This is a genomic window from Paenibacillus sp. FSL R10-2736 (assembly GCF_038000245.1).
GTDB classification, from domain to species: Bacteria; Bacillota; Bacilli; order Paenibacillales; family Paenibacillaceae; genus Paenibacillus_AQ; species Paenibacillus_AQ phytohabitans.
This window is the reverse complement of the sequence record NZ_JBBOBN010000002.1, coordinates 1,355,788-1,381,042: the sequence shown is the minus strand read 5'-3', so window position 1 is coordinate 1,381,042 and position 25,255 is coordinate 1,355,788. Positions and strand designations below refer to the sequence as shown.

At 49.4% G+C, this 25,255-nt stretch carries 16 protein-coding genes and 1 pseudogene; 8 read left to right on the top strand and 9 right to left on the bottom strand.

Annotated elements, in window-relative coordinates; genetic code table 11:
• Positions 1-135 precede the first annotated feature (135 nt).
• The 5 genes from NSQ73_RS34080 (at position 136) to msrAB (ending at position 4,671) form a co-directional block, all read left to right on the top strand.
• Entirely contained in the window at positions 136-531 is a 396-nt protein-coding gene (locus NSQ73_RS34080; protein WP_340990613.1) for a stalk domain-containing protein, read from the top strand.
• Between the two features lie 75 nt (positions 532-606).
• A complete protein-coding gene (locus NSQ73_RS34075) occupies positions 607-1,314 on the top strand; it encodes a response regulator transcription factor (protein WP_340990611.1) in 708 nt (235 codons plus the stop codon).
• Positions 1,311-2,351 (top strand): sensor histidine kinase, encoded by a 1,041-nt coding sequence (locus tag NSQ73_RS34070; RefSeq protein ID WP_340990609.1) that lies wholly within the window; start codon positions 1,311-1,313, stop codon positions 2,349-2,351. Before NSQ73_RS34075 ends, NSQ73_RS34070 begins: the two co-directional genes overlap by 4 nt.
• 36 nt (positions 2,352-2,387) lie before the next feature.
• Entirely contained in the window at positions 2,388-3,113 is a 726-nt protein-coding gene (locus NSQ73_RS34065; protein ID WP_445669725.1) for a cytochrome c biogenesis CcdA family protein, read from the top strand.
• 19 nt (positions 3,114-3,132) lie between these two features.
• On the top strand, positions 3,133-4,671 hold the full coding sequence (gene msrAB / locus NSQ73_RS34060) for a bifunctional peptide-methionine (S)-S-oxide reductase MsrA/peptide-methionine (R)-S-oxide reductase MsrB (RefSeq protein ID WP_340990606.1): 1,539 nt from the start codon (positions 3,133-3,135) through the stop codon (positions 4,669-4,671).
• Positions 4,672-4,761: 90 nt separating this feature from the next.
• Here msrAB and NSQ73_RS34055 read toward each other — a convergent pair whose 3' ends face one another.
• Entirely contained in the window at positions 4,762-5,916 is a 1,155-nt protein-coding gene (locus NSQ73_RS34055; protein ID WP_340990604.1) for a cobalamin-independent methionine synthase II family protein, read from the bottom strand.
• A 258-nt stretch (positions 5,917-6,174) separates the two neighbouring features.
• Between NSQ73_RS34055 and NSQ73_RS34050 the strand changes: the two genes are divergently transcribed.
• Together NSQ73_RS34050 and NSQ73_RS34045 are read left to right on the top strand one after the other, a co-directional pair.
• On the top strand, positions 6,175-6,306 hold the full coding sequence (locus NSQ73_RS34050; RefSeq protein ID WP_340990602.1) for a hypothetical protein: 132 nt from the start codon (positions 6,175-6,177) through the stop codon (positions 6,304-6,306).
• 12 nt (positions 6,307-6,318) lie between these two features.
• Positions 6,319-7,422, top strand: a complete 1,104-nt coding sequence (locus tag NSQ73_RS34045; RefSeq protein ID WP_340990600.1) for a response regulator — start codon at positions 6,319-6,321, stop codon at positions 7,420-7,422.
• Positions 7,423-7,496: 74 nt separating this feature from the next.
• On the opposite strand, the gene NSQ73_RS34040 is transcribed toward NSQ73_RS34045, so the two are convergent.
• From NSQ73_RS34040 to NSQ73_RS34020, 5 genes are all read right to left on the bottom strand, one after another.
• Entirely contained in the window at positions 7,497-9,407 is a 1,911-nt protein-coding gene (locus tag NSQ73_RS34040; protein ID WP_340990597.1) for a stalk domain-containing protein, read from the bottom strand.
• Positions 9,404-15,979 (bottom strand): hypothetical protein, encoded by a 6,576-nt coding sequence (locus tag NSQ73_RS34035; RefSeq protein WP_340990596.1) that lies wholly within the window; start codon positions 15,977-15,979, stop codon positions 9,404-9,406. The genes NSQ73_RS34040 and NSQ73_RS34035 overlap by 4 nt, the downstream gene beginning before the upstream one ends.
• 133 nt (positions 15,980-16,112) lie before the next feature.
• The gene (locus tag NSQ73_RS34030) at positions 16,113-16,850 is read right to left on the bottom strand and encodes an NADAR family protein (RefSeq protein WP_340990594.1); all 738 of its coding nucleotides are present in this window, start codon (positions 16,848-16,850) and stop codon (positions 16,113-16,115) included.
• 47 nt (positions 16,851-16,897) lie between these two features.
• Entirely contained in the window at positions 16,898-17,704 is an 807-nt protein-coding gene (locus NSQ73_RS34025) for a hypothetical protein (protein ID WP_340990593.1), read from the bottom strand.
• A gap of 136 nt (positions 17,705-17,840) precedes the next feature.
• Positions 17,841-18,944: a slipin family protein gene (locus NSQ73_RS34020; protein WP_340990591.1), complete on the bottom strand. Its 1,104-nt coding sequence runs from the start codon at positions 18,942-18,944 to the stop codon at positions 17,841-17,843.
• 444 nt (positions 18,945-19,388) lie between these two features.
• Here NSQ73_RS34020 and NSQ73_RS35035 point away from each other — a divergent pair, with 444 nt between their 5' ends.
• Positions 19,389-19,658: a putative holin-like toxin gene (locus NSQ73_RS35035; protein ID WP_445669717.1), complete on the top strand. Its 270-nt coding sequence runs from the start codon at positions 19,389-19,391 to the stop codon at positions 19,656-19,658.
• A 211-nt stretch (positions 19,659-19,869) separates the two neighbouring features.
• Here the strand turns inward: NSQ73_RS35035 and NSQ73_RS34015 are convergent, their stop codons facing one another.
• The 3 genes and pseudogenes from NSQ73_RS34015 to NSQ73_RS34005 form a co-directional block, all read right to left on the bottom strand.
• A complete protein-coding gene (locus NSQ73_RS34015; RefSeq protein WP_340990589.1) occupies positions 19,870-22,284 on the bottom strand; it encodes a restriction endonuclease-like protein in 2,415 nt (804 codons plus the stop codon).
• The gene (locus tag NSQ73_RS34010; protein WP_340990587.1) at positions 22,256-24,445 is read right to left on the bottom strand and encodes an McrB family protein; all 2,190 of its coding nucleotides are present in this window, start codon (positions 24,443-24,445) and stop codon (positions 22,256-22,258) included. Before NSQ73_RS34010 ends, NSQ73_RS34015 begins: the two co-directional genes overlap by 29 nt.
• A gap of 300 nt (positions 24,446-24,745) precedes the next feature.
• Positions 24,746-25,012 (bottom strand): annotated as a pseudogene (locus tag NSQ73_RS34005) (nuclease-related domain-containing protein); the annotation flags it as partial.
• Positions 25,013-25,255: the final 243 nt, after the last annotated feature.

Here is a 25,255-nt window from a genome sequence, read left to right as displayed (position 1 = left end):
GGTTATAGTGCGCCAGCCCGGATATCCAAGCTCTGCTCACTTCGTAAGACAATCGTAATACTTAGCTTAGAGAATCGTAAGCTCTCTTGCTTATGCTGTTCATGTAATCAAATAAAGCGATGGAGTGTGATAAACATGGTTAAAGGTAAACCAGGCAAAAGGTTAATGATGACGGCGGTATTGGTGCTCTCTCTGGCGGTGTCCGGAATAGCCGGTGCGGCAGGAATGAAAACGATGAAAAAGAACGGCATGGAGCTAGTGAACTTAAGACAGGCGGCCGGGATGTACGGCTATAGCATCGAGTGGAACAGCAAAGACCGGTCCGTATCCCTGGTTTACATGGACAAGATGATGGACGATGGCATGAAGCCGATGGGCAAAATGATCAAGGTATGGATCGGATCGAAAAAGATTATGGTCGACGGTATGGCTGTCAGCCTGAATATGGCCCCTGCTCTCTACGATGGCAGTACTTATGTGGTAGATATGGTAGTTGCAGAGTACATGAAGCCTGCCAAGGCGATGAAATAAGACGGACTGAGCGGTACCATCACCATATGCTATGATGGAGTCAAATGTATTTTTCCGGATATGGGGTGGGTTAGGGTGAATGAACGAATATTGGTCGCTGATGATGATTCAAATATTACCGATGTGTGCCGCAGGTATCTTGAACGGGAAGGTTACCTGGTGATCACCGCCAAAGACGGATTAGAGGCGCTGGAGCTGTGGCGCAGTCAGACTTCCAGCCTGATTGTGCTCGATCTGATGATGCCGCATAAGAATGGCTGGGAAGTGTGCAACGAGATCCGGCAGACTGAAGATGTCCCGATCATCATGCTGACGGCCCGCGGGGAGGAACAGGACCGTCTGATGGGGCTGACCATGGGGGCTGACGATTATTTGACCAAACCCTTCAGTCCAAGAGAACTAGTGCTGCGTGTGCAGGCGATCCTGCGCAGAATGCGGGTGGTTCAGGCATCGCCCGTTACCCCCGCTGAACACACCATTAAGTATGAAGGACTTACCGTGGATGTAGCGAAGCGTACGGTGGAGATCAGCGGGCAACTGATTGACTTGACGGTTACAGAATTCGAGATGCTGTACTTGCTGGCAAGTCATCCTGGCCAGGCGTTCTCGCGGACCCAGATTCTGAGCAAAATATGGGATTTCAGCTACGAAGGAGATACCACAACAGTTACCGTTCATATCCGGAGATTAAGAGAGAAGATCGAACAGACTCCCTCTGATCCGAAATATATCAAGACGGTCTGGGGAATAGGCTATAAGTTTGCGGGGGATGGCATCTCATGAAACTGCGTACGTATTTATTGTTGTCCAGCCTCACGGGGATTGGCGTATTACTCATCTGTTTATTCGTCAGCTACTCCAAAATGCTCCTCACCATCGATCAATTCTATTGGTTGTCCGGTATAACGGCCGGCGTAGGCTTGCTCTCCTTCATCCTGCAGCATTTGCTGACACGGCCGTTAGAGAAATCCATTGCACGGATTACACAGCAGACTGTGCGAATTGCCGAAGGGGATTTCCATACCGAAGTCCCCTTAATCGGCCCGCAGGAGTTCAAGCTATTGGCACAGCAATTCAATGTAATGAGCTTCAAGCTGAAGGAAAGCTTCGACAATCTGCACCATTCTGAATCCGCGCGCCGGGAGCTGATTGCGAATGTCTCCCACGATCTGCGGACCCCCCTCGCCTCCATTCAATCGTTTGTTGAAGCGCTGGAGGACGATGTCATCCAGGATGAGGTTACCTTTCAACGTTATCTGAATACCATCCGGCTGGAAACGAAGCGGCTCGGGGGGCTGATTCATGATCTATTTGAATTATCCAGTCTGGAAGCCAAAGGTGAAATCTTCGACCCGCTGCCTTATCATGCCGATGAGCTGCTGATCAGTACGCTGGAGAGCTTCTCGTTTCACCTCGCGGAGAAGAAGCTGAACGTGGAGATTGATCTGCCGGATAAACTGCCTGCCGCTCTGATGATGCCTGCGCAGATTAAGCGGGTCTTGTCCAATTTATTGCAGAATGCCATTCAGCATTCACCTGTGGAAGGAAAGGTCATTCTGGCTGCCGCTGAAGAGGGTCAATACCTGCGAATCTCAGTGACCGATGAAGGCCAGGGAATTGAAGCGGAGGAGACCGCACGTATATTCGAACGGTTCTACCGGATTGATAAATCACGCAGCAAGAACAACGGGGGTGCCGGTCTGGGCCTCGCCATCGCACAGTCAATTGTTGAGCTTCATGGCGGCGCAATTGGGGTGCACAGTGTTCAGGGGGCAGGCAGCTGCTTCTGGTTCACCGTTCCCATCTATACCAGCCGGTAAGCCTTAGGGTCAGGGTAAGCAGCATTTATTAAGGTGGTGACTGATTTGGCCGGTGATTCTATATTTCTGTTTGGCGTATTCGGCGCAGGGCTGTTATCGTTTTTTGCGCCATGTATTCTGCCGTTGCTTCCGGTATATGTGTCTTATCTGTCAGGAAGCCTAGCGGACGGCACGAATCAGGGAGTGGCTGACACCAGCTCCTTCCGGTTTCGTTCCAGTTTTATGCTGCGGACGTTGTTGTTTGTGCTTGGACTATCTGTTGTCTTCATCTTACTCGGTTTCGGTTCCGGCATCCTGGGCAATATCATATCCAGCCCGAGATTCATTGCCATCTGCGGAGCCATCGTTATCTTATTCGGGATCTATCAGACAGGCTTAATCAAGTTATCTTGGCTGGAACGGGAAAAAAAGCTATCCAGCAATCGTGTTACAAAAGGCGGATATATTGGTGCCTTCCTGCTCGGTCTGACGTTCAGCTTCGGCTGGACTCCCTGCATCGGCCCGGTACTCGCAGGCATTCTCAGCATCGCTGCCGGTGAAGGCTCTCCTGCTTATGGAGGCTTCCTCATGTTTCTGTATACGCTCGGTTTAGCCCTCCCCTTCCTGGTCATATCCGTATTCTCGGAAGTTCTGGTGAAGCGGATTCGCCGCTTGTACAGATTCATGGGAGGAATCAAAATCGCATCCGGCTGTATGCTGATTATAATGGGACTGCTGCTCATGACAGACCGGCTGAATACGATTGTCGGCTGGATTCAATAAACCGCTAGGAGGGTTAGCTATGAGGAGTGCGTGGAAATGGATGGGATATGTCCTGGTGATTGGCGGAATGCTGTCGCTCCTGATGGCCTGTGGTACGAAACCGAACGCACCCGCCGGCAATACCGGCTCCCCCGCTGCAATGGACAAAGGAAAGCCTGCACCTGATTTTGCATTACAGGATCTGAAGGGTAACTCCCTACAACTGTCGGATCTACAGGGTAAGAAAGTGTATGTGAAGTACTGGGCTTCCTGGTGTTCCATCTGTCTGGCCGGACTTGAGGACCTGAATACCTTGGCCGGGCAAGAGAATGATTTCCAGGTGATCACGATTGTTACACCGGATGCCAAGGGAGAAAAGTCCTCCAAGGAATTCACGGAGTGGTTCAATAGACAGTCTTATGACAACTTAACCGTACTTTTGGATGAGGATGGGGTATGGGCCAAGAAATTTGAAGTCAGGGCTTTCCCTACCTCCTTTTATATTGATGCGGACGGAAATCTAGTGAAATCACTCCCGGGTCATGCTTCCAATGAGCAAATTACCCAGACCTTCGGGGAAATGGAGTCCACGGTCCGCACTGTCAAGACCACTGCCATTGCCGATAAGGATCTGCACAGCCTGTATCTGGCGGGCGGCTGCTTCTGGGGTGTGGAGGCCTATATGTCCCGCATTCAGGGGGTTCAGGATGTAACCTCGGGTTATGCCAACGGGGAAGGCGAGAATCCGGCCTATGAAGATGTCATTCGCGGGGACCGGGGGTTCGCGGAGACCGTTCATGTGAAATATGATCCGAAGCAAGTGACGCTGCAGCAATTGCTGGAGTCTTATTTCAAAGTGGTTGATCCTACCAGCCTGAATAAGCAAGGCAATGACAGAGGCGTTCAATATCGGACAGGAATCTATTATTCGTCCCCTGAGGATGCAGCCATCATTCAGCAGGCCGTAGATCAGGAGCAAGCGAACTATGATAAGCCGATCGTAACGGAGGTTCTGCCTCTGAAAAACTATTATCTGGCCGAGGAGTACCATCAGGATTATCTGGAGAAGAACCCGAACGGATACTGCCACATTGACTTAAGCATTCTGGATGAGCAAGCGGTTGTGATTGATCCTGCCCAATACCCCCGCCCCTCCGATGAACAATTGAAGGAACAATTAACCACTGAACAGTATGCGGTCGTTGTCAACAATGATACCGAACATGCCTTCAGCAACGAATACTGGGATAATTACGAACCCGGCCTGTATGTCGATATCACGACTGGAGAGCCCTTATTCACCAGCCGGGACAAATACGATTCCGGTTGCGGATGGCCCAGCTTCACGAAGCCGATTACCCCGGAGGTGGTAACTTACACCACAGACACCAGCTTCGGCATGGAGCGCACCGAGGTCCGCAGCCAATCCGGCGATATCCACCTGGGTCATGTGTTCGATGACGGCCCCGAAGACCGCGGCGGCAAACGCTACTGCATCAACAGTGCCTCCATCCGCTTCATCCCCCTGGACCAGATGGAAGCGGAGCATTACGGGTATTTATTGGGACTGGTGGAGTAGATCAAGTGGAACCGTACAGATTCTTAAAAAGATCGCCCTCCATACGCTCAAGAGAGCTGTACGGAGGGCGATTGTTGTTTGTTACTTTACTTAACCCCAATATTGCAGGGCAATCTCTTGTCCTTGTCTAATCTTCGCCCACTGCTCATCTTCCGTTAATTCATTCCCGCCATCGCAGGACGCGAACCCGCATTGATGGGACAGTAACAATCTGTCCTTATCAATAATTTTTGATGCTTCATCAAGCATTTGAATTACACGGGCCTCATCGTCAAGCGTATTCGTTTTGGAAGACAGTAAGCCTAATACAATTTCCGTCTCCGGTTTATCTTTGAACACCGCCAGCGCCTCAAGGGAGCCTGCACGGTCATCATCCCATTCCAGGAAGAAGCGGTCATACTTCAGCTGCTTCAGGAACAGATTCGCAATCTTGGCATACGAGCCGCCGCCCATATTACGGGAATCATAGTTGCCGCGGCAGTTATGCGTCCACATTTTGAGGCCCAAGCTATGACCATAATCAATAATGGTATTGTTGATGTCAATAAATTCTGCAGCCAGACCCTGTACTTCCTCATGATTGATTTTCTCGCCGGTAAATGGAGAGTTCGGGTTATCATCGGCAAATAACTCCCATAAGCAATCGTCGAATTGCAGAATTTGTCCTCCGGCAGCAGCGAATTCCCCTACAAAATCCTTATAAGCCTTAACCAGACCGTCTTTCAGCTCATCTTTGTCCTTATACACTCCTGTACTGCCAATGTTATCCGACCAGGACAGCTCACCAAAAATATGGGATGGTGAAGGTACGCACAGCTTGGTCTCACGGTCGCCGGCAAGAGCCTGAAGCTTCTTATAGGCATGAATGAAATGATGGTTCTTTCCGCCCAATTCACCTGTAATGCGCAGACCGATATCTTTTCTGGTCTCATATTTGGAAGCTCCATCTATATCTCTGAAGAAATATCCATGATCCGCGATATAGCGGTCAATCCCCTGGAAGCCCCAGACGAAGTCCAGATGCCACATCGATTTGGAGTATTCCCCATCCGTAAGAATGGACAACCCGTTGTCTCTTTCTTTATCCACTACGGCCTGAATGGCCTCCGATTCACACTGCTCATACCCCTGAAAGTCCTGGTAAAAGGGATACTGGATATCATCACGGTGTTCAATCTGCTGTTTATATTCTAATAGCTCCGCCGGACGCAGCAGGCTGCCTACGATTTGAAATCTATTGCACATATATAGTCCTCCTCTATTCTCATACATCTCTTTCTCTTGTGTCTAAATTCTAGCATGGAGGACTTAGAGGTACGTAACACTTAAAAATGATATCTGGTTATAGTCAAAAGGTATAGTAAGGATCTGTTATGTAGTGTCCGTACCATTTTTCCTCCGTGACGACACAAATAGACTTTTCCCGGTGTGAATTCTAATTGAAAGCCCATGTGTAATTTGCTAATATTAATGGCTGATTGGGATTTCTAGGACTAATGACTCATGATGATCAAGGAGCGGCTGGGCCGGCTGGAGAATGATGCGGTCCGGTTTGCCATTAAGGATAACGGCAGGGAATATCGTCCAGGGCTGCCGGAAGATTGGCAGAGGGCAGATGTGGCTAAAAAAGAATAAGGAGGTGAACATATGCTTCGGGCGATAATTGTCGATGATGAACGGCTTTCACTTAATCAGCTTAGCTGGGTTCTGTCCGAGAGCGGAGAGGTCGTGATCTGCCAGACCTTCCAGAATCCGGTGAAGGCCTATGAATATGCCAGGGACAACCCTATCGATATTGCTTTTCTGGATATTTCCATGCCGGAGGTAAGCGGGATGAAGTTATCCCGGCAGCTTCATGAGCTATATGAAGCCATGGACGTGGTATTCGTTACCGGCTATGAGGAATATGCACTTCAGGCGTTCGACGCCAGCGCAACTGACTATCTGCTGAAGCCGGTTTCTGCGGAACGGGTGAGACAGACTCTGGATAAAATACGGAGGCGGCCGAGGCGGCCGGAGGTGGAGCCTGTGCTGGAGGTATGCATGTTCGGCGGCTTTAAGCTGCTGCACCCCGGACCGGACAGGAAGCCTCTCAGGCTGAGGAGCCCCAAGACGGAGGAGCTGTTCGCTTATCTCCTGTACAAACGCTCCGTCAGCCGTGACGAGATCATGGACACCCTGTGGAGCGGGTTTGAGTCCGGGAAGGCAAGCAACAACCTGAATAGCAATCTGTATTATATCCGCAAAGCTATCAGTGAAAGCGGGCTTAAGGTATGCCTGCTGCCTGACCGGAATGAGGTACAGATTGTGGAGAATTCCCTGTCCTGTGACCTGTATGCATTCGAGCGTTTGCTGAGAGAAATCAGAATGAACCGGGACGGGCATACGGAATTACTGAAACAGGCAGCAGCTTTGTATACCGGACCTTTTCTTAAGGGTAAAACCTACGAATGGGCCAGCACCAAGGCGCGCCGTCTGGAGCAGGATTATATAGAGCTGCAAGAGTTGGCCGCCCGTATCTATCTCGAGCAGCAGCAGACGGAGCAGGCACTGCAGGCATATGATGAAATCCTCCGGATCGACGCCCTGCGCGAGGATATCGCCGGGCAGGCCCTGCGGCTGTTGATCGGACTCGGAAGAACAAGCGAGGCCATCCGGCGGTACCGCAAGCTGGAGGAGGTTCTGCTGCAGGAGCTGGGAACACAGCCGGGCACCCCCATCCGTGAGATAATGCATAGATTGAACAGATAAGCAGAAAGTTTAAATAAGCAGACAAAAGCCGATTGCCCTGAAACAGGCAACCGGCTTTTTAGATTAGGATGATACTAACGGATAATCTCGATCCGTTTGTCTTGCGGGAACCACATGACATAAGCTCCTAAGGCTTCCGAAACGTAACGCAGCGGCACCATGATTCTGCCGTCAATCGCCTGCGCAGGTACGTCCATGCCTTCAATCAATTCTCCCAAAGTCATTGTCAGCACTTTACCGTCAAGCGTAATGGTAGCTGTTTTGGTTGCGTGGTCCCACTTGACTTCAGCGCCCAAAGCTTCCGCTACAGCCCGGATCGGCACCAGGGTTCTTTGCTCCTGGATAACAGGCGGCACATCGTTTTGCTTAGCAAGTGCTCCAATTGAATACTCTTTGCTGTCAACCTTGAACGTAATCTTGGTAACCGAATCAGCCTTAACGATGCTGTACAAGCTGAAGCTGTCCGTATAGAACTCAAAGCTATTCGTTGCCGGGATATAGACCCCGCCAAGCTTGATCGTCTTATACGTGCCGTCTGCCTGAGGTACGAATCGAACCGCTGTCAGGTTGGTCGTATCACCGGTCAATCCTAGCTCCTTCAAGTTAATCGTGACCTTGACCGGTTCAGCGAAGCTCTTGATTCTCGTGCTGGTGCCGTTCGAATAATTCAGCTGGGCAATCAGGTCCAGAACCTTCCCGCCGAGCGGCTGCATGCCCGCCTGATCCAGCTTGGCTCCTGCCAACACCTCATCGGTTTTGGACTTCTCTGTCATAAGTATTCCTAACTCCAGGGAAGCACCTAATCCTAGTTTGAGCTCCGGTAAGTTTAAGCCATTCTTACCAAAATCAATTACACCAAGCGTAGATTCAAGAATAACCGGCTTCGCAGCCTTCATGATCTCTTGAACCTCAGACGCAGCTGTTTTTACCGTGCCTTGTCCCGTTTCAACTGTGTTCAGTCCATCTGTAATTTTGGTAGACGGCTGTGTCACAGGCTGTGTAGCTGCCGGTGGGGTATCGGTGCTAACCGGCGGTGTATAGGAATTAACGGGCGGTGTATACGAATCTACCGGTGCAGTCTTGATTACAGCTGCCCGGAAGGCATTATAAGCCGCTGTTAATTGCTCATTAGCCTTGTCAATCTCTGCTTGTGTTGCCGCCGTGCGGATGACATTTTCCGCCGCCGTAATTGCGGCTTGCAGGATTGCTTTGGAACCCGCCGGATACTGCCCTACGCCGTTGCCCTCTGTGCTTTCATTTAAAAGAGTTGTCGCTTCAGTAATTTGGGCTTGAATCTCTCCGGCATTTCCAGCTTGAATGACTGCCGCTTCAAAGGCTGCCACCGCTGCTTCCAACGTCGCTTTGGCTGCGTCGATTTGTGCTTGTGTTGCCGGGTGATCAAATACTTCCTTAGCTGCCTTGATTGCTGCTTTCAACACGTCGACTGCTTCTGACGGGTATTGGCCTACGCCTTCGCCTACTGGCACATCGACCAGCAATGCTCCTGCTTCGGTCACAGCTGCGTCAGCTGCTTCACTGCTACCTTCTTTATTTACCGCAGCTTCAAATGTTGTGATTGCTGCTTCTAATGTAGCTTTGGCCTCATCGATCTGCGCCTGAGTTGCTGGATGTTCAAACACTTCTTTGGCTGCCTTGATGGCTGCCTTCAACACGTCGACCGCTTCAGACGGATATTGGCCTACACCTTCCCCTACTGGCACATCGACCAGCAATGTTTCTGCTTCGGTCACAGCTGCGTCAGCTTCTTCGCTGCTGCCTTCTTTATTCACCCTAGCTTCAAATGTCTTGATTGCCGCTTCCAACGTTGCTTTCGCTTCGTCAATTTGTGCTTGTGTTGCCGGGTGATCAAACACTTCCTTAGCTGCCTGGATGGCTGCTTTCAATACGTCGACCGCTTCGGCCGGATACTGGCCTACGCCTTCGCCTACTGGTACATCAACCAGCAATGTTTCTGCTTCGGTCACAGCTTTGCGTCAGCCTCTTCGCTGCTGCCTTTTGTATTAACCGCAGCTTCAAATGTTATGATGGCTGCTTCCAATGTAGCTTTGGCTTCATCAATCTGCGCTTGCGTGGCTGGGTGTTCAAACACTTCCTTGGCTGCCTGGATGGCTGCTTTTAACACGTTGACTGCTTCTGACGGATATTGGCCAACGCCTTCGCCTACTGGTACATCGACCAGCAGTGCTTCTGCTTCGGTCACAGCTGCGTCAGCTTCTTCGCTGCTGCCTTCTTTATTTACCGCAGCTTCAAATGTCGTGATTGCTGCTTCCAACGTTGCTTTCGCTTCGTCAATCTGCGCCTGCGTTGCCGGGTTTTCGAACACTTCTTTCGCTGCCTTGATTGCTGCTTTCAATACGTCGACTGCTTCTGACGGATATTGGCCTACGCCCTCGCCTACTGGTACATCAACCAGCAATGCTTCTGCTTCGGTCACAGCTGCATCAGCTTCTTCGCTGCTGCCTTCTTTATTCACTGCAGCTTCAAATGTTGTGATTGCTGCTTCTAATGTAGCTTTGGCCTCATCGATCTGCGCCTGAGTTGCTGGATGTTCAAACACTTCTTTGGCTGCCTTGATGGCTGCCTTCAACACGTCGACCGCTTCAGACGGATATTGGCCTACACCTTCCCCTACTGGCACATCGACCAGCAATGTTTCTGCTTCGGTCACAGCTGCGTCAGCTTCTTCGCTGCTGCCTTCTTTATTCACCGTAGCTTCAAATGTCTTGATTGCTGCTTCCAGCGTCGCTTTGGCCTCATCGATCTGAGCTTGCGTTGCCGGGTTTTCGAACACTTCCTTGGCTGCTGCAATCGCTGCTTCCAGTGTTGTTTTGGCTGCCAGCGGGTACTCACCTAAGCCTTCACCTACAACGCTGTCTTTCAGTAGCGTTTCTGCGCCGATCACTACCGCATCAGCTTCTTCACTGCTACCTGCTCCATTTACCTTAGCTACAAATGCGGTAATTGCCGCTTCCAACGCCGCCTTAGCTGTATCAATCTGCGCTTGTGTTGCCGGTTGTTCAAACACTTCCTTGGCTGCTGCAATCGCAGCCTCCAGTGTTGTTTTGGCAGACAGTGGATATTGGCCTACGCCTTCGCCTACAATGCTGTCTCTCAGCAGCGTTTCTGCGCCGGTCACAGCTGCATCAGCTTCTTCGCTGCTGCCTTCTTTATTCACTGTATTCTTGAAAGTTGTGATCGCTGCTTCCAACGCCGCTTTAGCTGTATCAATCTGCGCTTGTGTCGCTGGTTGTTCCAGCACTTCCTTAGCTGCTGCAATAGCAGCTTCCAGTGTTGTTTTGGCTGCCTGCGGATATTCGCCTACGCCTTCACCTACAACACTATCTTTCAGCAACGCTTCTGCTTCTATCACAGCTGTTCCTGCTTCTTCGCTGCTGCCTTCTTTATTCACCGCAGCTTCAAATGTCTTGATTGCTGCTTCTAATGTAGCTTTGGCTGTATCAATCTGCGCTTGTGTTGCCGGTTGTTCAAACACTTCCTTGGCTGCTGCAATCGCAGCTTCCAGTGTTGTTTTGGCTGTCAGCGGGTACTCACCTACGCCTTTGCCTACAATGCTGTCTCTCAGCAGCGTTTCTGCGCCGGTCATAGCTGCATCAGCTTCTTCACTACTGCCTTCTTTATTCACCGCAGCTTCAAATGCCTTGATTGCTGCTTCCAATGTTGTTTTGGCTGTATCGATCTGCACTTGTGTCGCTGGTTGTTCCAGCACTTCCTTGGCTGCTGCAATCGCTGCTTCCAGTGTCGTTTTGGCTGCCTGCGGATATTCGCCTACGCCTTCACCTACAACGCTGTCTCTCAGCAGCGTTTCTGCGCTGCTCACTACCACATCAGCTTCTTCGCTGCTGCCTTCTTTATTCACTGCATTTTTGAAAGTTGCGACCGCTGCTTCCAACGCCGCCTTAGCTGTATCAATCTGCGCTTGTGTTGCCGGTTGTTCAAACACTTCCTTGGCTGCTGTAATCGCAGCCTCCAGTGTTGTTTTGGCAGACAGTGGATATTGGCCTACGCCTTCGCCTACAATGCTGTCTCTCAGCAGCGTTTCTGCGCCGGTCACAGCTGCATCAGCTTCTTCGCTGCTGCCTTCTTTATTCACTGTATTTTTGAAAGTTGCGATCGCTGCTTCCAGCGCCGCTTTAGCTGTATCAATCTGAGCTTGTGTCGCTGGTTGTTCCAACACTTCCTTAGCTGCTGCAATCGCAGCTTCCAGTGTTGTTTTGGCAGACAGTGGATATTGGCCTACGCCTTCGCCTACAATGCTGTCTCTCAGTAGCGTTTCTGCGCCGATCACTACCGCATCAGCTTCTTCACTGCTGCCTGCTCCATTTACCTTAGCTACAAATGCGGTAATCGCCGCTTCCAACGTTGCTTTGGCTTCGTCAATCTGCGCTTGTGTCGCTGGTTGTTCAAACTCTTCTTTCGCTGCTGCAATCGCTGCTTCCAGTGTTGTTTTGGCTGCCAGCGGGTACTCACCTAAGCCTTCACCTACAACGCTGTCTTTCAATAGCGTTTCTGCTTCGGTAACTACCACATCAGCTTCTTCAGTGTCTCCAGCTAGTATCTGCGCCTTCTTAAACACATCGACCGCGTCTACAAGGGCTTGGTAAGTAGCATCAAGCTTCACTTGCGAAGAAGGTTTATCGATCACAATAATCGCTGCATCAAATACTGCCTCCAATGCTGCTATTGCTTCAGCCGGATATTGTCCAACTCCGGTTCCTGCTTTGCTGGCCTCCAAAAGCCTGCCAACCTCATAAATTTTTTCGAGAGCTTTCGAGATATTGCCCGCTGGAATTATTTTAGCGATGAAAATACCTGCCGCATCTATCAGTTCCTCATAAGCCTGATCAATCTCCTGCTGGGTAGCCGGTTCGCTGATCACATTCGATGCTGCCGTAACCGCTGCCTGCAAAATCGCTTTTGAACCTGCCGGATATTCTCCTGCGTCATCCCCCTCTTTGCTGTTGCTCAAAAGAGTGGTCAAATCCGTAATGGCCAATTGAAGATTTGTGCTGTCCCCGGCACGAACTACGGATTTCTGAAAATCTTCAACCGCATCCGCAAGTGTTTGGAGTGCTTCCTCTATTTCTTCTTGAGTTGACGGTCCGCCTGCTACTATGTTTGCCGCCTCAATGGCTGTCATGAACAACTCTTTGACTTCCGGCCAATATTGCCCTGCACCGTAGCCCTCCGGGCTAGTATCATAGAGTGTCATTGCCTCCGATAACGCGATTAGAAGCGGGGCATACTCGCCCTCCTGAATCTTAGCATTTTCGAAAGCTTCGATTGCTTGTACCAAATCATGATGGGCATCATCAATCTGTTGCTGTGTCCCGGGGGAATCCATCAGAGTCTCGGCAGCTTCAACAGCCTTATCCAAAGCATCGAAGGCTTCTGACGGATACTCTCCAGGGCGATCACCCTCTGCGCTAAAACTCAAAAGATTTCTTGCTGCTTCAATTTTGAGTTGGAGCTCTGTGCTGTTCCCTTCCTTGATCACCGCAGCTTCAAAAGCTGCAACTGCGTTGTTCAGAGTTAGGATAGCCTCATCCATTGCTACTTGAGTCGCTTCTTCATTTGCCAAGTTTTCTGCATCTGTAATCGCAGATGCCAGTAAGTCCATGGCTTCTAGCGGATATTCTCCTACAGCATTTCCTTCAGTACTTCCCTCCAGGAGGATTTTCGCCTCAGTAATTGCGGCTTGTAGTGCTGTATTGTCTCCCGCCTTAATTACAGATTCTTCGAATTTCTCCATTGCATCCGATAATGCCTGGAGGGCCTTATCCAGTTTGGTTTGGCTGGCTGGATAGGTCGCTATTTCATTAGCTAGCTCTATAGCTTCATCAAAGTCATTAAATGCCGCATCTGGGTATGCACCGATCCCATCGCCTCGTGGACTTTCCCGATATAGGGATCGCGCTTCTATAACTTTTTCTTGAAGTTTAAGGTAATTTCCCATTTCGACCGCTGCAGCATAAAAGGTTGTAATTGCAGCATTTAGTGTTTGAGTTGCCGCGTCAATCTCAGCTTGCGAAGCTGCTGACTTGTCGATCAGAACTTTAGCAGCGTCAATGGCTGCCTTCAAAGCCGTTTTTGCTTCAGCCGGATATTCTCCAAAATCAGTGCCAACTCGGCTCATATTGTAAGCAGATGTCGCGTCGTCAATTTTGCCCTGTAACGCTGTTTTATCTACTGCCTTGATTTCTGCAGCTTTAAAGGTCGTGACTGCTGTTTCCAGCGCTTGCCGCGCTTCATCAAGCTCGACTTGCGTCATCGGTCCGCTGATTGCCGTTTCCGCCACACCAATTGCTGCTTCAAGTGCATGCATAGCATCAGATGGGAATTGACCAGCACCCTCTCCTACTGGACTATTATCCAGGAGCTCTTTCGCATCAATGATGGTTACGTGAAGGAATAGCTGATCTCCTTGTACGAGGACAGATGCCTTAAAATCCGCCAATGCATCATTCACAGAAGTTAACGCTTGATCAACTTCAACTTGTGTAGACATCAGATTGATTAACGTTTCCCACGCTGCTTCTATGGAACCTTGGAGAATGTCCTTCGAATCTGCCGGATATTGTCCAACTTTGGTACCTACTTCACTGGCATCCAAAAATGCCCGGGCAGTCTCGATGCCAGCCTGGAGCGCTACTTTATTAGTATCGGGATTCTTTGAATCCTTAAAAACCTGTAGTGCATTCACCAAATTTTCATAGGCTTCATTAATTTGTGCTTCGGTCCCTGAATTCCTAATCAGAACATTTGCTGCATCGATGACACTGTACAAATCTGTGTAAGCTGATGAAGGATACTGTCCTGGTCCATCTCCTTCCGAAGCAAACCTCAGGAAATCCCATATCTCACCAATTTTCTCCTGGAGTACCGAGGGATCTCCCCTCTTAATTTCGGAGTCTAAGAATTTTGTAATTGCGGCATCCAAAGCTTGATAGGCAGCCTCTAGCTCAGCTTCGGTAGAGGTGGGATTATTCCATTCTTTAGCCGAAGTAATAGCAGCTCCTAACGTATCTCTTGCCTCAGCCGGATATTGACCGTAGTCTGTCCCCACAGTGGTATAATCGAATATCCTTTGCGCATAGCTAATCTTGGCCTGAAACGGTGTCACTGCTGCCGCGCGAAATATCTCTATGGCATCGGATAACATTTGATGTGCATTTTTAATCTCTGCTTGATTATCTGAATAGTGGTACACATCTACTGCTTGCATAATGGCATCGTTTAAAGCGTCTTTTGCTTGTCTTGAGTATTGTCCTTCGCCATCTCCCTCAAGACTATATAGATAAAGGTCGGATGCCTCGATAACTTTTAAATACAAGTCATCCCTAGTGATCTCGGGACTTTCTGGTTCTTCCGGCTCTTCCGGTTCCTCCGAACCGTATAGTTCACGCGGGATAGAGGTGCTATATAAGCCAGTAAGAGCATAAGGATTCATGCCCTGTGGATAATAGTACCATTGGTAGCCCCGGTTGGTGGATATATAATACTCTATCGTATAGGCTTCCATTTGTTTAAATTCGGGATCAGCCAAATTAACGGTGTACGTATCGCCGTCCACATGGGTTAGTTGACCCATCCCCTTCACTATACTTAATCCATCGGAAGTTAATTCTGACCTGTAATAGACATTGATTGTTGGAACTTCGCCTTCTTGCAACTGCGTAATCTTGAATGTAGCGGGTATATTGTCGAAACTGGTAACAACAGGCGGGGTGTGCTCGACTATAGCTGCTGTGGAAAAGTCCGGCGGATCAGCCAACTTAACCGTCAAAGCTCCTTCCAACGAGTTCATGTCAATAACCTCGGGGTATTGCAGGAATCCCCCATCTTCATCTAACATAGTGAAAAAATAAGTCATTTCATACGCATTGAATTCTCTTATCTTACTCTTGACTTGATAGGTAATGTCAGCAGAAAATACTGAACTATTGTCGTCTTCCCGTGTCAGGCTAATAATGTCACCCGGCACCATACCATAGGCATGCTTAAAAAATGTTCTTATCTGTACATTGTGAATTCCGCCATCCAGTGCCGTTGCACTTACGATGAGATGATTAAGATCACTTGTATCCAGCGGCGTAGGGGCTATTCTTGGCTGCGCCGGTTGCGGAGTACCCCCACCTGAATTCACAGTAATAGTATGAGTAGTATAAAAATTATCCGGCAATACAGCTTTGATGGTAATCGTTCCAGCTGGTGCTCCTTTATCAACGAACAGTGTATTGCCCACAATCCGCTTGCCTACCGGATTTTCTTCCACAATGGATAATTGAACATAATCTGGAGGATAAGACGCCTCCCCGTACTCAAAGGTAACAAGTATCTCTGCCTCATACGATTCATCCGTAACATCAATAGTATCCTCCAGGTCTCTCAATCCAGCAGGAGTATACTTCATAATATTTGCATCCTCTTTCAATACCAGATCAGCCGCATGTATCAAGCCCGTCGGTATGACCATAGCAAACACCAGCAACAAGGCGATTATCCGTTTAAATCTCAATCCCTTTTCCTCCATTATTTTCATTTTTTCTACATCAATTTATTCTACACGACAGCGCTAAACGTAGAATAAACAAGAAAACCGCCACGAAGGGTGGCGGCATGAAGTAATGGATTGTCTACGGGGTTCAGTCCTAATCCTTATTCTTTTTCCTATACTCTTCTTTGATTCTTTCAGCCTCAGCCCACTCCTCCGGCGGAGTGAAGTACGCATCATACTCCTTCAGCGCCTCCGGCGACTGCTTCTTTCTCCATTCCCGTAAATGAATCAAGTAATCTTCACCATACCCCATTCTCCAGCCAATGCTGAACGGCTCAATTTCAGGATACACTATCCATTGCGGCAGCAAGAATTCCGGCACATATTCATCTAACCCGTTCCTAATCTCCATCAGCAGCTTGCCCAGCATATTGCCGCCTTGGCCGTTACCGCCGTCTCCCCAGTAGGCATCATTGGCCGTATGTTCAACTAAGGTACAATCGCCCGTCGACAAAAGGATGGACTTTATAGCGGGATGCTGCTCAACTTTAGCCATCAGCGCTTCTCTCATAACCTCAACCTTGCATTCTTCCCAGTCGGAACGAAGCGGCTTACTCCGGTCCCGCCCCAATCGTGCTGTCTCCATCGGCGTTCCGGCGAGCCGGACCTCTTCCTCATGCTCAGTGCCTGCGAACTTCTGCGCCTGAAAATAATGCTCCGTGGTTGCCCACGCCTTGCCTTTTAACACAATGGGGTACTTCGCAAAATTAGAGAAACAACCGTAAGGCTTATCCGTTTCATAGAAGCGTATAAAGCGTTCTTCGGGATTGAGAGCCAGCAGCTTTCTTCTGTTGTCTTCAAGTATCTTCTGGATGTGTTCCGGGGTGTTCATAATGAGCGTGCCTCCTTGTCCGAATATCATCTAACCGTCATTCAAGTTCATAGTAAATCTGCAAAAAACGCACCGAAATACAACTCTACCGCCTCCTGAGAATAACCGTCATCCCCCTGCCACTCAGCCATAGAGTTAAAATCATGACTCCCGCCTCTGCGCTTCCGGGGTGTGTCCCGCGGTACCAGCAATCCGGCATATCCCCAGATCTCCATCAGCACATCCCGTTCATTCTTACTGGAGGGAATCACGTCCTTCCACCGCTTCTCCAGCATCCGCGCACTCTCATGGTCCGCACAATCCCGTATCGCTTCGAGCATCCCGGAGAGTATGGCAGTATCCTCGGCGGTAACCTCGAACTCTTCTTCTTTACTTAATAATTCAAGGTCCATCCAGCAGTATAAAAGCCAATTCAGACGAATACCGCCCCATTTAACCCGTTCGAAATTCAGCACATTCAGATCATTATTTATATATTCCCGGTCTGACATTAATCTGTAAAAGTTACAATCCCCGCAGCTGCTATAATTGGGCCGCACAACACTCCGCTGCTCATAATTATGTACTGGTAGCGCGGAAGTCAGAGCCCAGCTTGACAGGGCGCTCCGCAAATGGACCTTCTTCGTCGACAGACTGTGCAGGAACGCAGCGGCTACCCACTCCTTGGTGATCGTCTGATGCAACTCATGCAGCCGCAAGACAATCTCGTCATGAGTAATCGTCACAGGATCGAACATCAGACCTTTGCTTTTGGCATAGTCGAATTCCTCACCGGTGAAGGCAGCAGGACTACTCTTCCAGCCAGCGGAGGTCCAGAAGGTGTTCATGAGGATTTTCTTTGCTTTGTTGTCCATGGAGTCACTTCCTCGGGTTTGGCTTAATCCGCTCTATAGCTTAGTTCTATAGCTTCTATATAATTACCTGTTTTCCGGAACTTTGACTAAGCTTAATTCTATCTATCCGCACTAAAATAGACCGCCAGGAGGCGATCTACTTATTACTGCCGATAAGCGAGCTTAACCGCTCTAGGAGGTCTCCACCGCCGGTTACAGAGATAGAGCCGATTTTGTCGCATATTTTCTCGAGGAATTCCAGCTCCTTCAGACGGAACAGTGTCTGATTCTCATCCATCAGCTTCGCTGTATTCAACAGGCTGCGCGTGGAAGCCGTCTCTTCCCGGCGGGTAAGCAGGTTCGCCTGCGCCTTCTTCTCTGCGAGCAGCACGGTGTTTAGGATGTCTTTCATTTCCCCCGGCAGAATTACATCCTTCACCCCCGCCCCGAGGAAACGCACCCCGAACGCCTCTTCCTTCTCCTGGATACGGGACAGAATGAATGTGGCAACATCCTCTTTTCGTTTCAGGAGATCGTCCAATTTCAGCGTCCCGACATATTCCCGGAGCAGGAGCTGAAGCTGGATGTGTATCTGCTCGTCAAAAGCCTTCATCTCCAGAACGCGGTGCGGACTTACGATTGTGTACTGACATACGAAATTCAGACGCAGTGTAACTTTATCTTCTGTCATCATTTCCTGGCCGACCAGATCCATCTGCTGTTGTCTTAGATCGACCGTCTTCGTCAGCACCGAGACCGGTCCCTTCCAGAAATAATACTTACCAGGCGTAAGCTCCCGCTCGAGCGTATGATCATAGAACAGGAATCCCTGCTCGTAGCTCGCAATTTCAGTGCACTGCACATACGGAGTAAGCTTCGGGATAATCGAACGGTCGATCCCGGCAGGCAGCTCCGGCTGCCCTATATCCGTATGTACGAAGGTGTGCTTTCTCAGGAGGTTCCAATATGCATACACACCCGGCTTCAGCACTTGCATGAATTGGCCATCCTCATAGTGCAGAACAATCTCATGATCCTGTACGCGTACGACATCGAGCTCCCGGAGGAGCTCTTCATCCTGTAGGAACAGCTGCAGGTCTTTACCCTCGACACTAAACGGTTTGGCAATATTCAGTACTGCCACTGTATGCTGCGACCATGATAAGTAACGATAGGTTCCCGGCAGCAGCCGCTTCACATAACTTCCCTTATGAAAGAGCAGACCGCGCTGGTCCGCTTGAATCGTTATTTGCTTCAACATATGTATGCCCCCTTCATGTTTGACCAATGGCTGACAGAATCCCGCTGCAGCTCAGGCGGAATCACGTTTGAGACAGGCGGCCCTGCCGGGAGGTCCGGGAGGACTACTTGAGGTCCGAGGCTAACCCATACTTCAGCCGGCCTTCGTTCCCTTCTTTCCTTGCCACAGCCTCCCAGCTACCGCACCATCGGTATCCACGGATTGCAAAGCCCTTCCGCAGTGCGCTAGACTAGCCGCCTGAGATTCTGTCCATTGGTTTCCTTACTCAGATTGTGCTTCAATAGTCGCTCGATGGAAATCGAGTACTGTACCAACGTCGCCTAGAAGGCGATTAGGGACTCTTACCGAAACGGACCGTACAGGATACCGTAACATACATGCCGGCACTGCGGGATCACCTGAGATCCCCGCCTCGTTACGCCCGCCCGGATAAGAACCGAATGTATGATGAACGCGCTCGGCGTTATCTTACAGGATCTATCATCGCCGATATCCAGCGGGGCGAACATGGCGAAAGTATTACGACGGAAGAATAAATTTCCATGGAGAGTCTTGGGCTGCATAGAAAAAAGCCCAAAGGCAGGTGTGAGGAGCCTGCGCTTGAGCTTTTTTGGGGGATTCGGTTCGTATATAAAATTTATTCATTCGTGGTCCCTGATGTTCATGTTCGGCATGTTCATTATCGCGCTGCTAAATTACCTCAAAAAGAAATAGACCGCCCTTCTCAAGGGAAGCGGTCTATTCTTTGACTGGTTTACCTTTAAAAGCCTCCGCCCTTAAAAGCGGCTATTGCGCAGAGAGTCGTGTTACCAGCACGGATCTCTTTGCCAATGTACTTTGTTTCTGAGTTCATCATACCATGATGACAAGGGTTTACAATCATAAAACAACCATGTATTTGCTTCTTCACTCTATCTTTTTCAAACTATATATTCCTAACCTCCACAACACTACCCAAATCCACATACTCCTCATGATCCAGCTTCACCTTCACCCTGCCCTTGCGGCGCTTCTCCCGCCATTCGCGCAGCGCTTCCTCTGTTTCCAACCGAAGCTCAGCAATCTCCAAGGCCCGGTCCAGGATATACTTACTGGTGTAGAGCACCCTGAGAATCCCTTGTCCCCCCAGCGTTATAGGAACAGCTACGCTCTTCCATTCCTCAACCGTGAAGCGTACATACAGCTCCTCCTCGGTACCCGGCCGACAAGGAACTTCCTTAATCTCTTTACGCCGCAGCACCTTCCAATCCGCTACCTTCCCTACCCAGTGAATGCCTGTTTTGGCGGGATCAATGAACTTTTTCCGGGATTGGCACATGGCAATGTATTCGATTTGGGTTAGGAGCTTCTGGCTGGCAAGATTCTTAAGCGGCATATGATAAAAAGCTTTCCGCACCGCCACCGCCACCTGCTCCGGCCCCCGGACAGAACCGACCAGCACATTTTTGCCTGCAAGCTGATTGGTATAGTATTCCTTCGTGCCGCGAGGACGTGTCGAGCGTTCGTAGGCTTTTTCCGGACTATCCTGAATAATCTCAGCTAAGAATTGCTCCACCAGACTTGTGGAATTCGGTAGGAACGGCAAGGCGCCAATGTTCAGCAGCCCGATGCTTTTGTAGAAACGGTGGGTCTTGTACCGCTCCTCATCAGGGTACGGAAATAACACATACGCCCCGAACATGCTTCGTTCGTATTCCCCGGAGCCTGTCTCCTGATAGACTATCGCGTCCCGGTAGCGGTGCATCGTATTAATGTCATCCTCTTCCGGCCCAGGCTGACCATATTTCTGCTGATAAGAAGTCCCCTCATACGCCGGATTCAACCGATACTTCGCATCGAACACATACTTATACTCCTTGATCTGACCCGCATCCTTCTTCTTCAAGGTAAGCACATTGTCAGGACGTTGACTGAGCGTTGGGGTCCTATCTGTTCCAGGAATCGCATTATAGTACAGGATGAACTGCTCCCCGTTAACCGGATTCTCATAGACCATCTTCGAGCTCTGCGAGCGATCCAGCGTCACAAAGATCCCGTTCCGATTCACCTTAATGATATCCTGCTTCACCAGCGTATACTTCTGCCCCAGAAGCTGATTCAGCTTAAGGAAGCACCAGTATTCATAGAGCTGCGCGACATCCTTCATGGATAGGCGAAGCAGGTCGCCTTGGATCGACAGGCCTTTGAGCAGCATGAGATAACAGCGATAGACCTCACGGTATCCGGGGGCCATCTGCAGCACCAGCGTAACGGACATCTGCTTCAGTGCTCCAGCCTCCCGCAGAAAATCTATCTTAAGTACCCGCTCCAGCTGAGTGAGCATCGTGTCGATTCTTCGGATGAGCAGCGGATCTGAGGTTCGGCTGTTCTCTTTCCAGCGGCTTTTAAGCTCCTTCAGCTTCCCGTGAATACGTTCCAGCATCCAGCGGACGAACCGGTTCTCACTCGTATCATAGGCAAGGCGTTTCCGTGTCTCCATTAAGTGCGATGCTGTGTAGTTCCGGTTGCCGATCGTTAAGAACCCATGGTCCATGTCTTCTCTTAACCGTTCAGGATGCTTCGCGAGCTCGCGGATGTTCTCTCTTCCGGCTTTTTTGACCCGGCCTGCATCCATCAATCGACGCTCCTGGAGCAGCGCATAATTAGGATTCTTGTTGATCCGCTCAACGGCATCCAGAAGCTGTCTAAATACATGCTGTAGGATCGCGAAGAACTCAGTCAGGCTCTGATGCTGCGTCTCCCGCAATCCGGTTAGCTGGTAGGTCCGGCGCAGAAAGTCAAAGGCTAAATTATAGATCTGCCCGTTCACTTCATTCAGAATGTTCTGGTAATCCAGCTTATAATCCATCTTCGAGGGGAAGATCTCCATCTCCACCCGCAACAAGGTCTGTCCATTACTACGAACTTCCCATTCCGTCAGCCCAACCTCATTCCCAAAGTTCAGCACACCTGCAAGGATAGACTCACCCAGCGGCTTAACTGCCTGCCGTAGCAGCACATTCTCATGGTAAAAAGAAAGGTTCGCCGTTGTCTTGTTCTGAATCACCAATTCATAAGGCTGAGTCTCATAAAAGCAAGGAAAGGACGACTCCCCCGGCTGCCAGTCTATCAGCCCATAGGCTTCAGGCGAGAACACCTTAATTTGTACTTCCCCAAGCCGCTGCGAGCAGCTAATTCCAAGCTGAGCATTCACCCACTCCTGATCCGCAGAGCGATGAAGCTGCAACGTCTCCACCGTAGGATGATAGGGCCGTCCCTGCACATATAGCGTAAAAAGCTCCGTCTCGATACGGAGCAATTCCACCGCCTGATTAAGAGAGCCAGTATGAGGTGAATCCATCTTCCTCCAGCCTCCTCAGCATATAAGCCAATTTACGGGCACTTTGCGGATGCTTGACCCCAGGCGGATTCTGCCCGGCAGCCCATCTCAGATAGAGTGGCGAAGCATCATCGTCCATGAGTTCTTGAACATTAACCGTAATGCCAGCACCGCTGCCTATCGCAACCTTCATCAGGCCCAGCAGAACCCGGCGTACCGAGGAATGACTCCCCTGGATACGCGGCAGAATCTTTTGCAGCAGCTGCCAGTCAAATGCCTCTTCCTCTTCCATCAGGCCATACCGTTCGTTATAAATCATATAGAAGCAAATCGCATCCCGGACCCGGAAGCCCACATGAGCATGGATATCCTCCAGCAGCGTATTGATCTGAACCAGTCTCTCCGTTGTCCGCACAACGAGCTCCTGATGGGTATCATAAGCATCCACTAGCTGCAAATAATCGGAACGGAGGAAGAGATGATTCAGCTCATTAAGATCAGCGGGATCACCCGCGTCCTGCTCAGCCCCTTGCGGATACTGCTGCAGATTGATGTAATTGAACTCCAGGGTACTTGCGCGGTCGAGAACTTTTTTGCTAAAAGGATGCGTAGTCTCGTCCATATTCACCGTCCCGATCAGGAACACATTCTCCGGGATGCCCAGGCCGCCATATTTCACTTGGTCCTCAGTTGTACCCAGCAAGGCTCGAGAGATCAGCTCCTGCGTCTGAATCTCACTCTCCCGCCACTCCTGCGTCTCCAGCACACTTAACAGATCACTGAAATAATGCTCCACCCGGGCCAGGTTCATCTCATCCAGGCAGATAAAATAAGGCTTATGCCGATTCTCCGGCTGCCGCGCCTCCACGAATACCTCCGTCATCGGCCCCGGCTGGAACCTGCCCGACAGATCCTTATACCCCAGCAGATCCGCAGGATCACTCCAATCCGGCCGCACCGGAATCAAGGTATACTGCCCATTATCCCGCGTCGCCCCCAGCGCCTCCGCAAACAGCTTCACCAGCCGCGTCTTTCCCGTCCCCGATATCCCCGCCAGAATAACAAAAGGCTTGGCCTTCAGCGAGAGGTAGAAGTTCTCGATTAGATGCTCAGGGAAGAAGAAGCCTTGGCGGCGGATGTGGGATTGGATTTGGTGAAGGAATGTTGAAATACTAGAATCGGATGGTGGCAAAATAGGAATCACCTTACGCAAGCTCTCCATATTAGAGCCAGCCTCTTCTTGATTTAGAATAGCAAAGTCAGGCCAATTCACTTCTGCCGTGAGTGCCTGAAGCACTTGAAGAACTTGTCTTGAGAAGCGGAACAAATACCCCTGGTTGACTCCGCCTCCAGTATGGAGCGGTCCTTGGGTGATATTTAATTGCATAATTTGCTGATTGAATTGTTGTAGGGCAATGGGCGGAATGAGTTCTACATAATGGGTCCGAACCAATCTTCCTTCCTCTTGCCAGCCCGTATTAGCCATAGAGCCTGGTTTCGGCGCTTCTACTGCCGCATCTGTAACCTGGCTAACATAACGAATAGCCTTATTGGAGTAATGAAGGATGATATCTCCTTCCTTAACCTCCTTCATCGTCTCCCAGTGATATAGCTTACGGCCTTGAGTATTCAGTAGAGGTGCCCACAGAATCCCCGCTTCCTTCTCCGCTTGAATGGTGGTTCCCTGATTTACCCACCATACATTAGGCTTCGGCTTATACGTTATAAACTCTAACCGGTATTCGAAAGGAACTCCTGTCGCAAAGAAATCTATGTATTCTGCTTGATCTTCAGGAACAACAACCTGGGGTTTCTTCACATCATCGGATTGTTGATTTTCTCTTTCTTGCAAGATGTAAGAATAGGAATGAGAGAAGATTTTTATTAACAACTCCTTCAGCGTCTGATTTCCATTATAACGGAGGTGAAGTACTTCTCGGCCTGTAGACTTTTGATCAATTTTAATTAATAAAGCTTCATAGATTTGATCTTCATAGATCAGCTTAACCTTCCGTCCTTTACCTAAGTTTGGTTGTTGACCTTGATTAGCCTCTAATAAATCTGGATAAAACTCACCTGGAATATGAGTGCCATCACCAAAGATGGAGAAGTCCACTTTTTTGCGGCCGATTAGGTTAGGAATCTCTGTATCTTTCCACCAGCTTCGTAGTTGTTTGATCATGTATATTAACTCCCTTAGTCCAATGATAGATATTATACCGATGCTATCTTTGGTCCCCTTTATTCTCTGTACATGAAGCTTACGAATCTCGGAATCGGTGATATTAGCCTGAACCAATGAAACGTATATCGTTTGGGCCTGTGCCGCAGAAATAGGTGGTTCAGGGGTTCCCATTTTCAAACTGATCAGCTTTCTAGAGATATACTCACTTAGTTCCACATCATAGACAACCAGCTCGTCCGAATGGATCTTCCGAAGCTCAGGATCAATGCTGAAACGACATCTCATTGTGAATGAGACCATGGAGATAAATTTCACTGCTGCTACACCTTTTAACAGACTCTCGATGGCCTTGATATGTCCGTAGTTTTGCTTCAGCGAATTATACATCTTATAACGATTGCTCACTGACCATTGTTGCTCCGTCCGCCCACCTTTAATTTCCCCATTGAAGTTTTTCGTCTCAATGACAAATAAGCAATATGGGGAAATAACAATATGATCTATCTGGGCGTATCCTGTTCGAGATTTGGGATTAGGGAGCAATAAATCACTTAAAGATTTACACTCCTTAGGTAAATGATCAAGTTAGATATTGATTTTATGCTCGCCTAGCTCACCAATTCGTGTGGAGGCCACTTTTGGCTTTGGAGATTGTATTTTCTGCACGGCCTGTGGCGGCTTTGCATCAGACTTTTTGAAGAGAGACAACAGTGCTTTAAACGTAGCCCAACCTCATATCAACTAGATTTACAATATGTATGGTAATTCGACAATATGGGAGGGATTACCTTCCAAAAACTGCACAAG

Coding starts and splice junctions, on each gene's coding strand:
- NSQ73_RS34080 (WP_340990613.1), top strand. CDS start 136: ATGGTTAAAGGTAAACCAGGCAAAAGGTTAATGATGACGGCGGTATTG.
- NSQ73_RS34070 (WP_340990609.1), top strand. CDS start 1,311: ATGAAACTGCGTACGTATTTATTGTTGTCCAGCCTCACGGGGATTGGC.
- msrAB (WP_340990606.1), top strand. CDS start 3,133: ATGAGGAGTGCGTGGAAATGGATGGGATATGTCCTGGTGATTGGCGGA.
- NSQ73_RS34055 (WP_340990604.1), bottom strand. CDS start 5,916: ATGTGCAATAGATTTCAAATCGTAGGCAGCCTGCTGCGTCCGGCGGAG.
- NSQ73_RS34050 (WP_340990602.1), top strand. CDS start 6,175: ATGATGATCAAGGAGCGGCTGGGCCGGCTGGAGAATGATGCGGTCCGG.
- NSQ73_RS34045 (WP_340990600.1), top strand. CDS start 6,319: ATGCTTCGGGCGATAATTGTCGATGATGAACGGCTTTCACTTAATCAG.
- NSQ73_RS34030 (WP_340990594.1), bottom strand. CDS start 16,850: ATGAACACCCCGGAACACATCCAGAAGATACTTGAAGACAACAGAAGA.
- NSQ73_RS34025 (WP_340990593.1), bottom strand. CDS start 17,704: ATGGACAACAAAGCAAAGAAAATCCTCATGAACACCTTCTGGACCTCC.
- NSQ73_RS34020 (WP_340990591.1), bottom strand. CDS start 18,944: ATGTTGAAGCAAATAACGATTCAAGCGGACCAGCGCGGTCTGCTCTTT.
- NSQ73_RS35035 (WP_445669717.1), top strand. CDS start 19,389: ATGATGAACGCGCTCGGCGTTATCTTACAGGATCTATCATCGCCGATA.
- NSQ73_RS34015 (WP_340990589.1), bottom strand. CDS start 22,284: ATGGATTCACCTCATACTGGCTCTCTTAATCAGGCGGTGGAATTGCTC.
- NSQ73_RS34010 (WP_340990587.1), bottom strand. CDS start 24,445: ATGATCAAACAACTACGAAGCTGGTGGAAAGATACAGAGATTCCTAAC.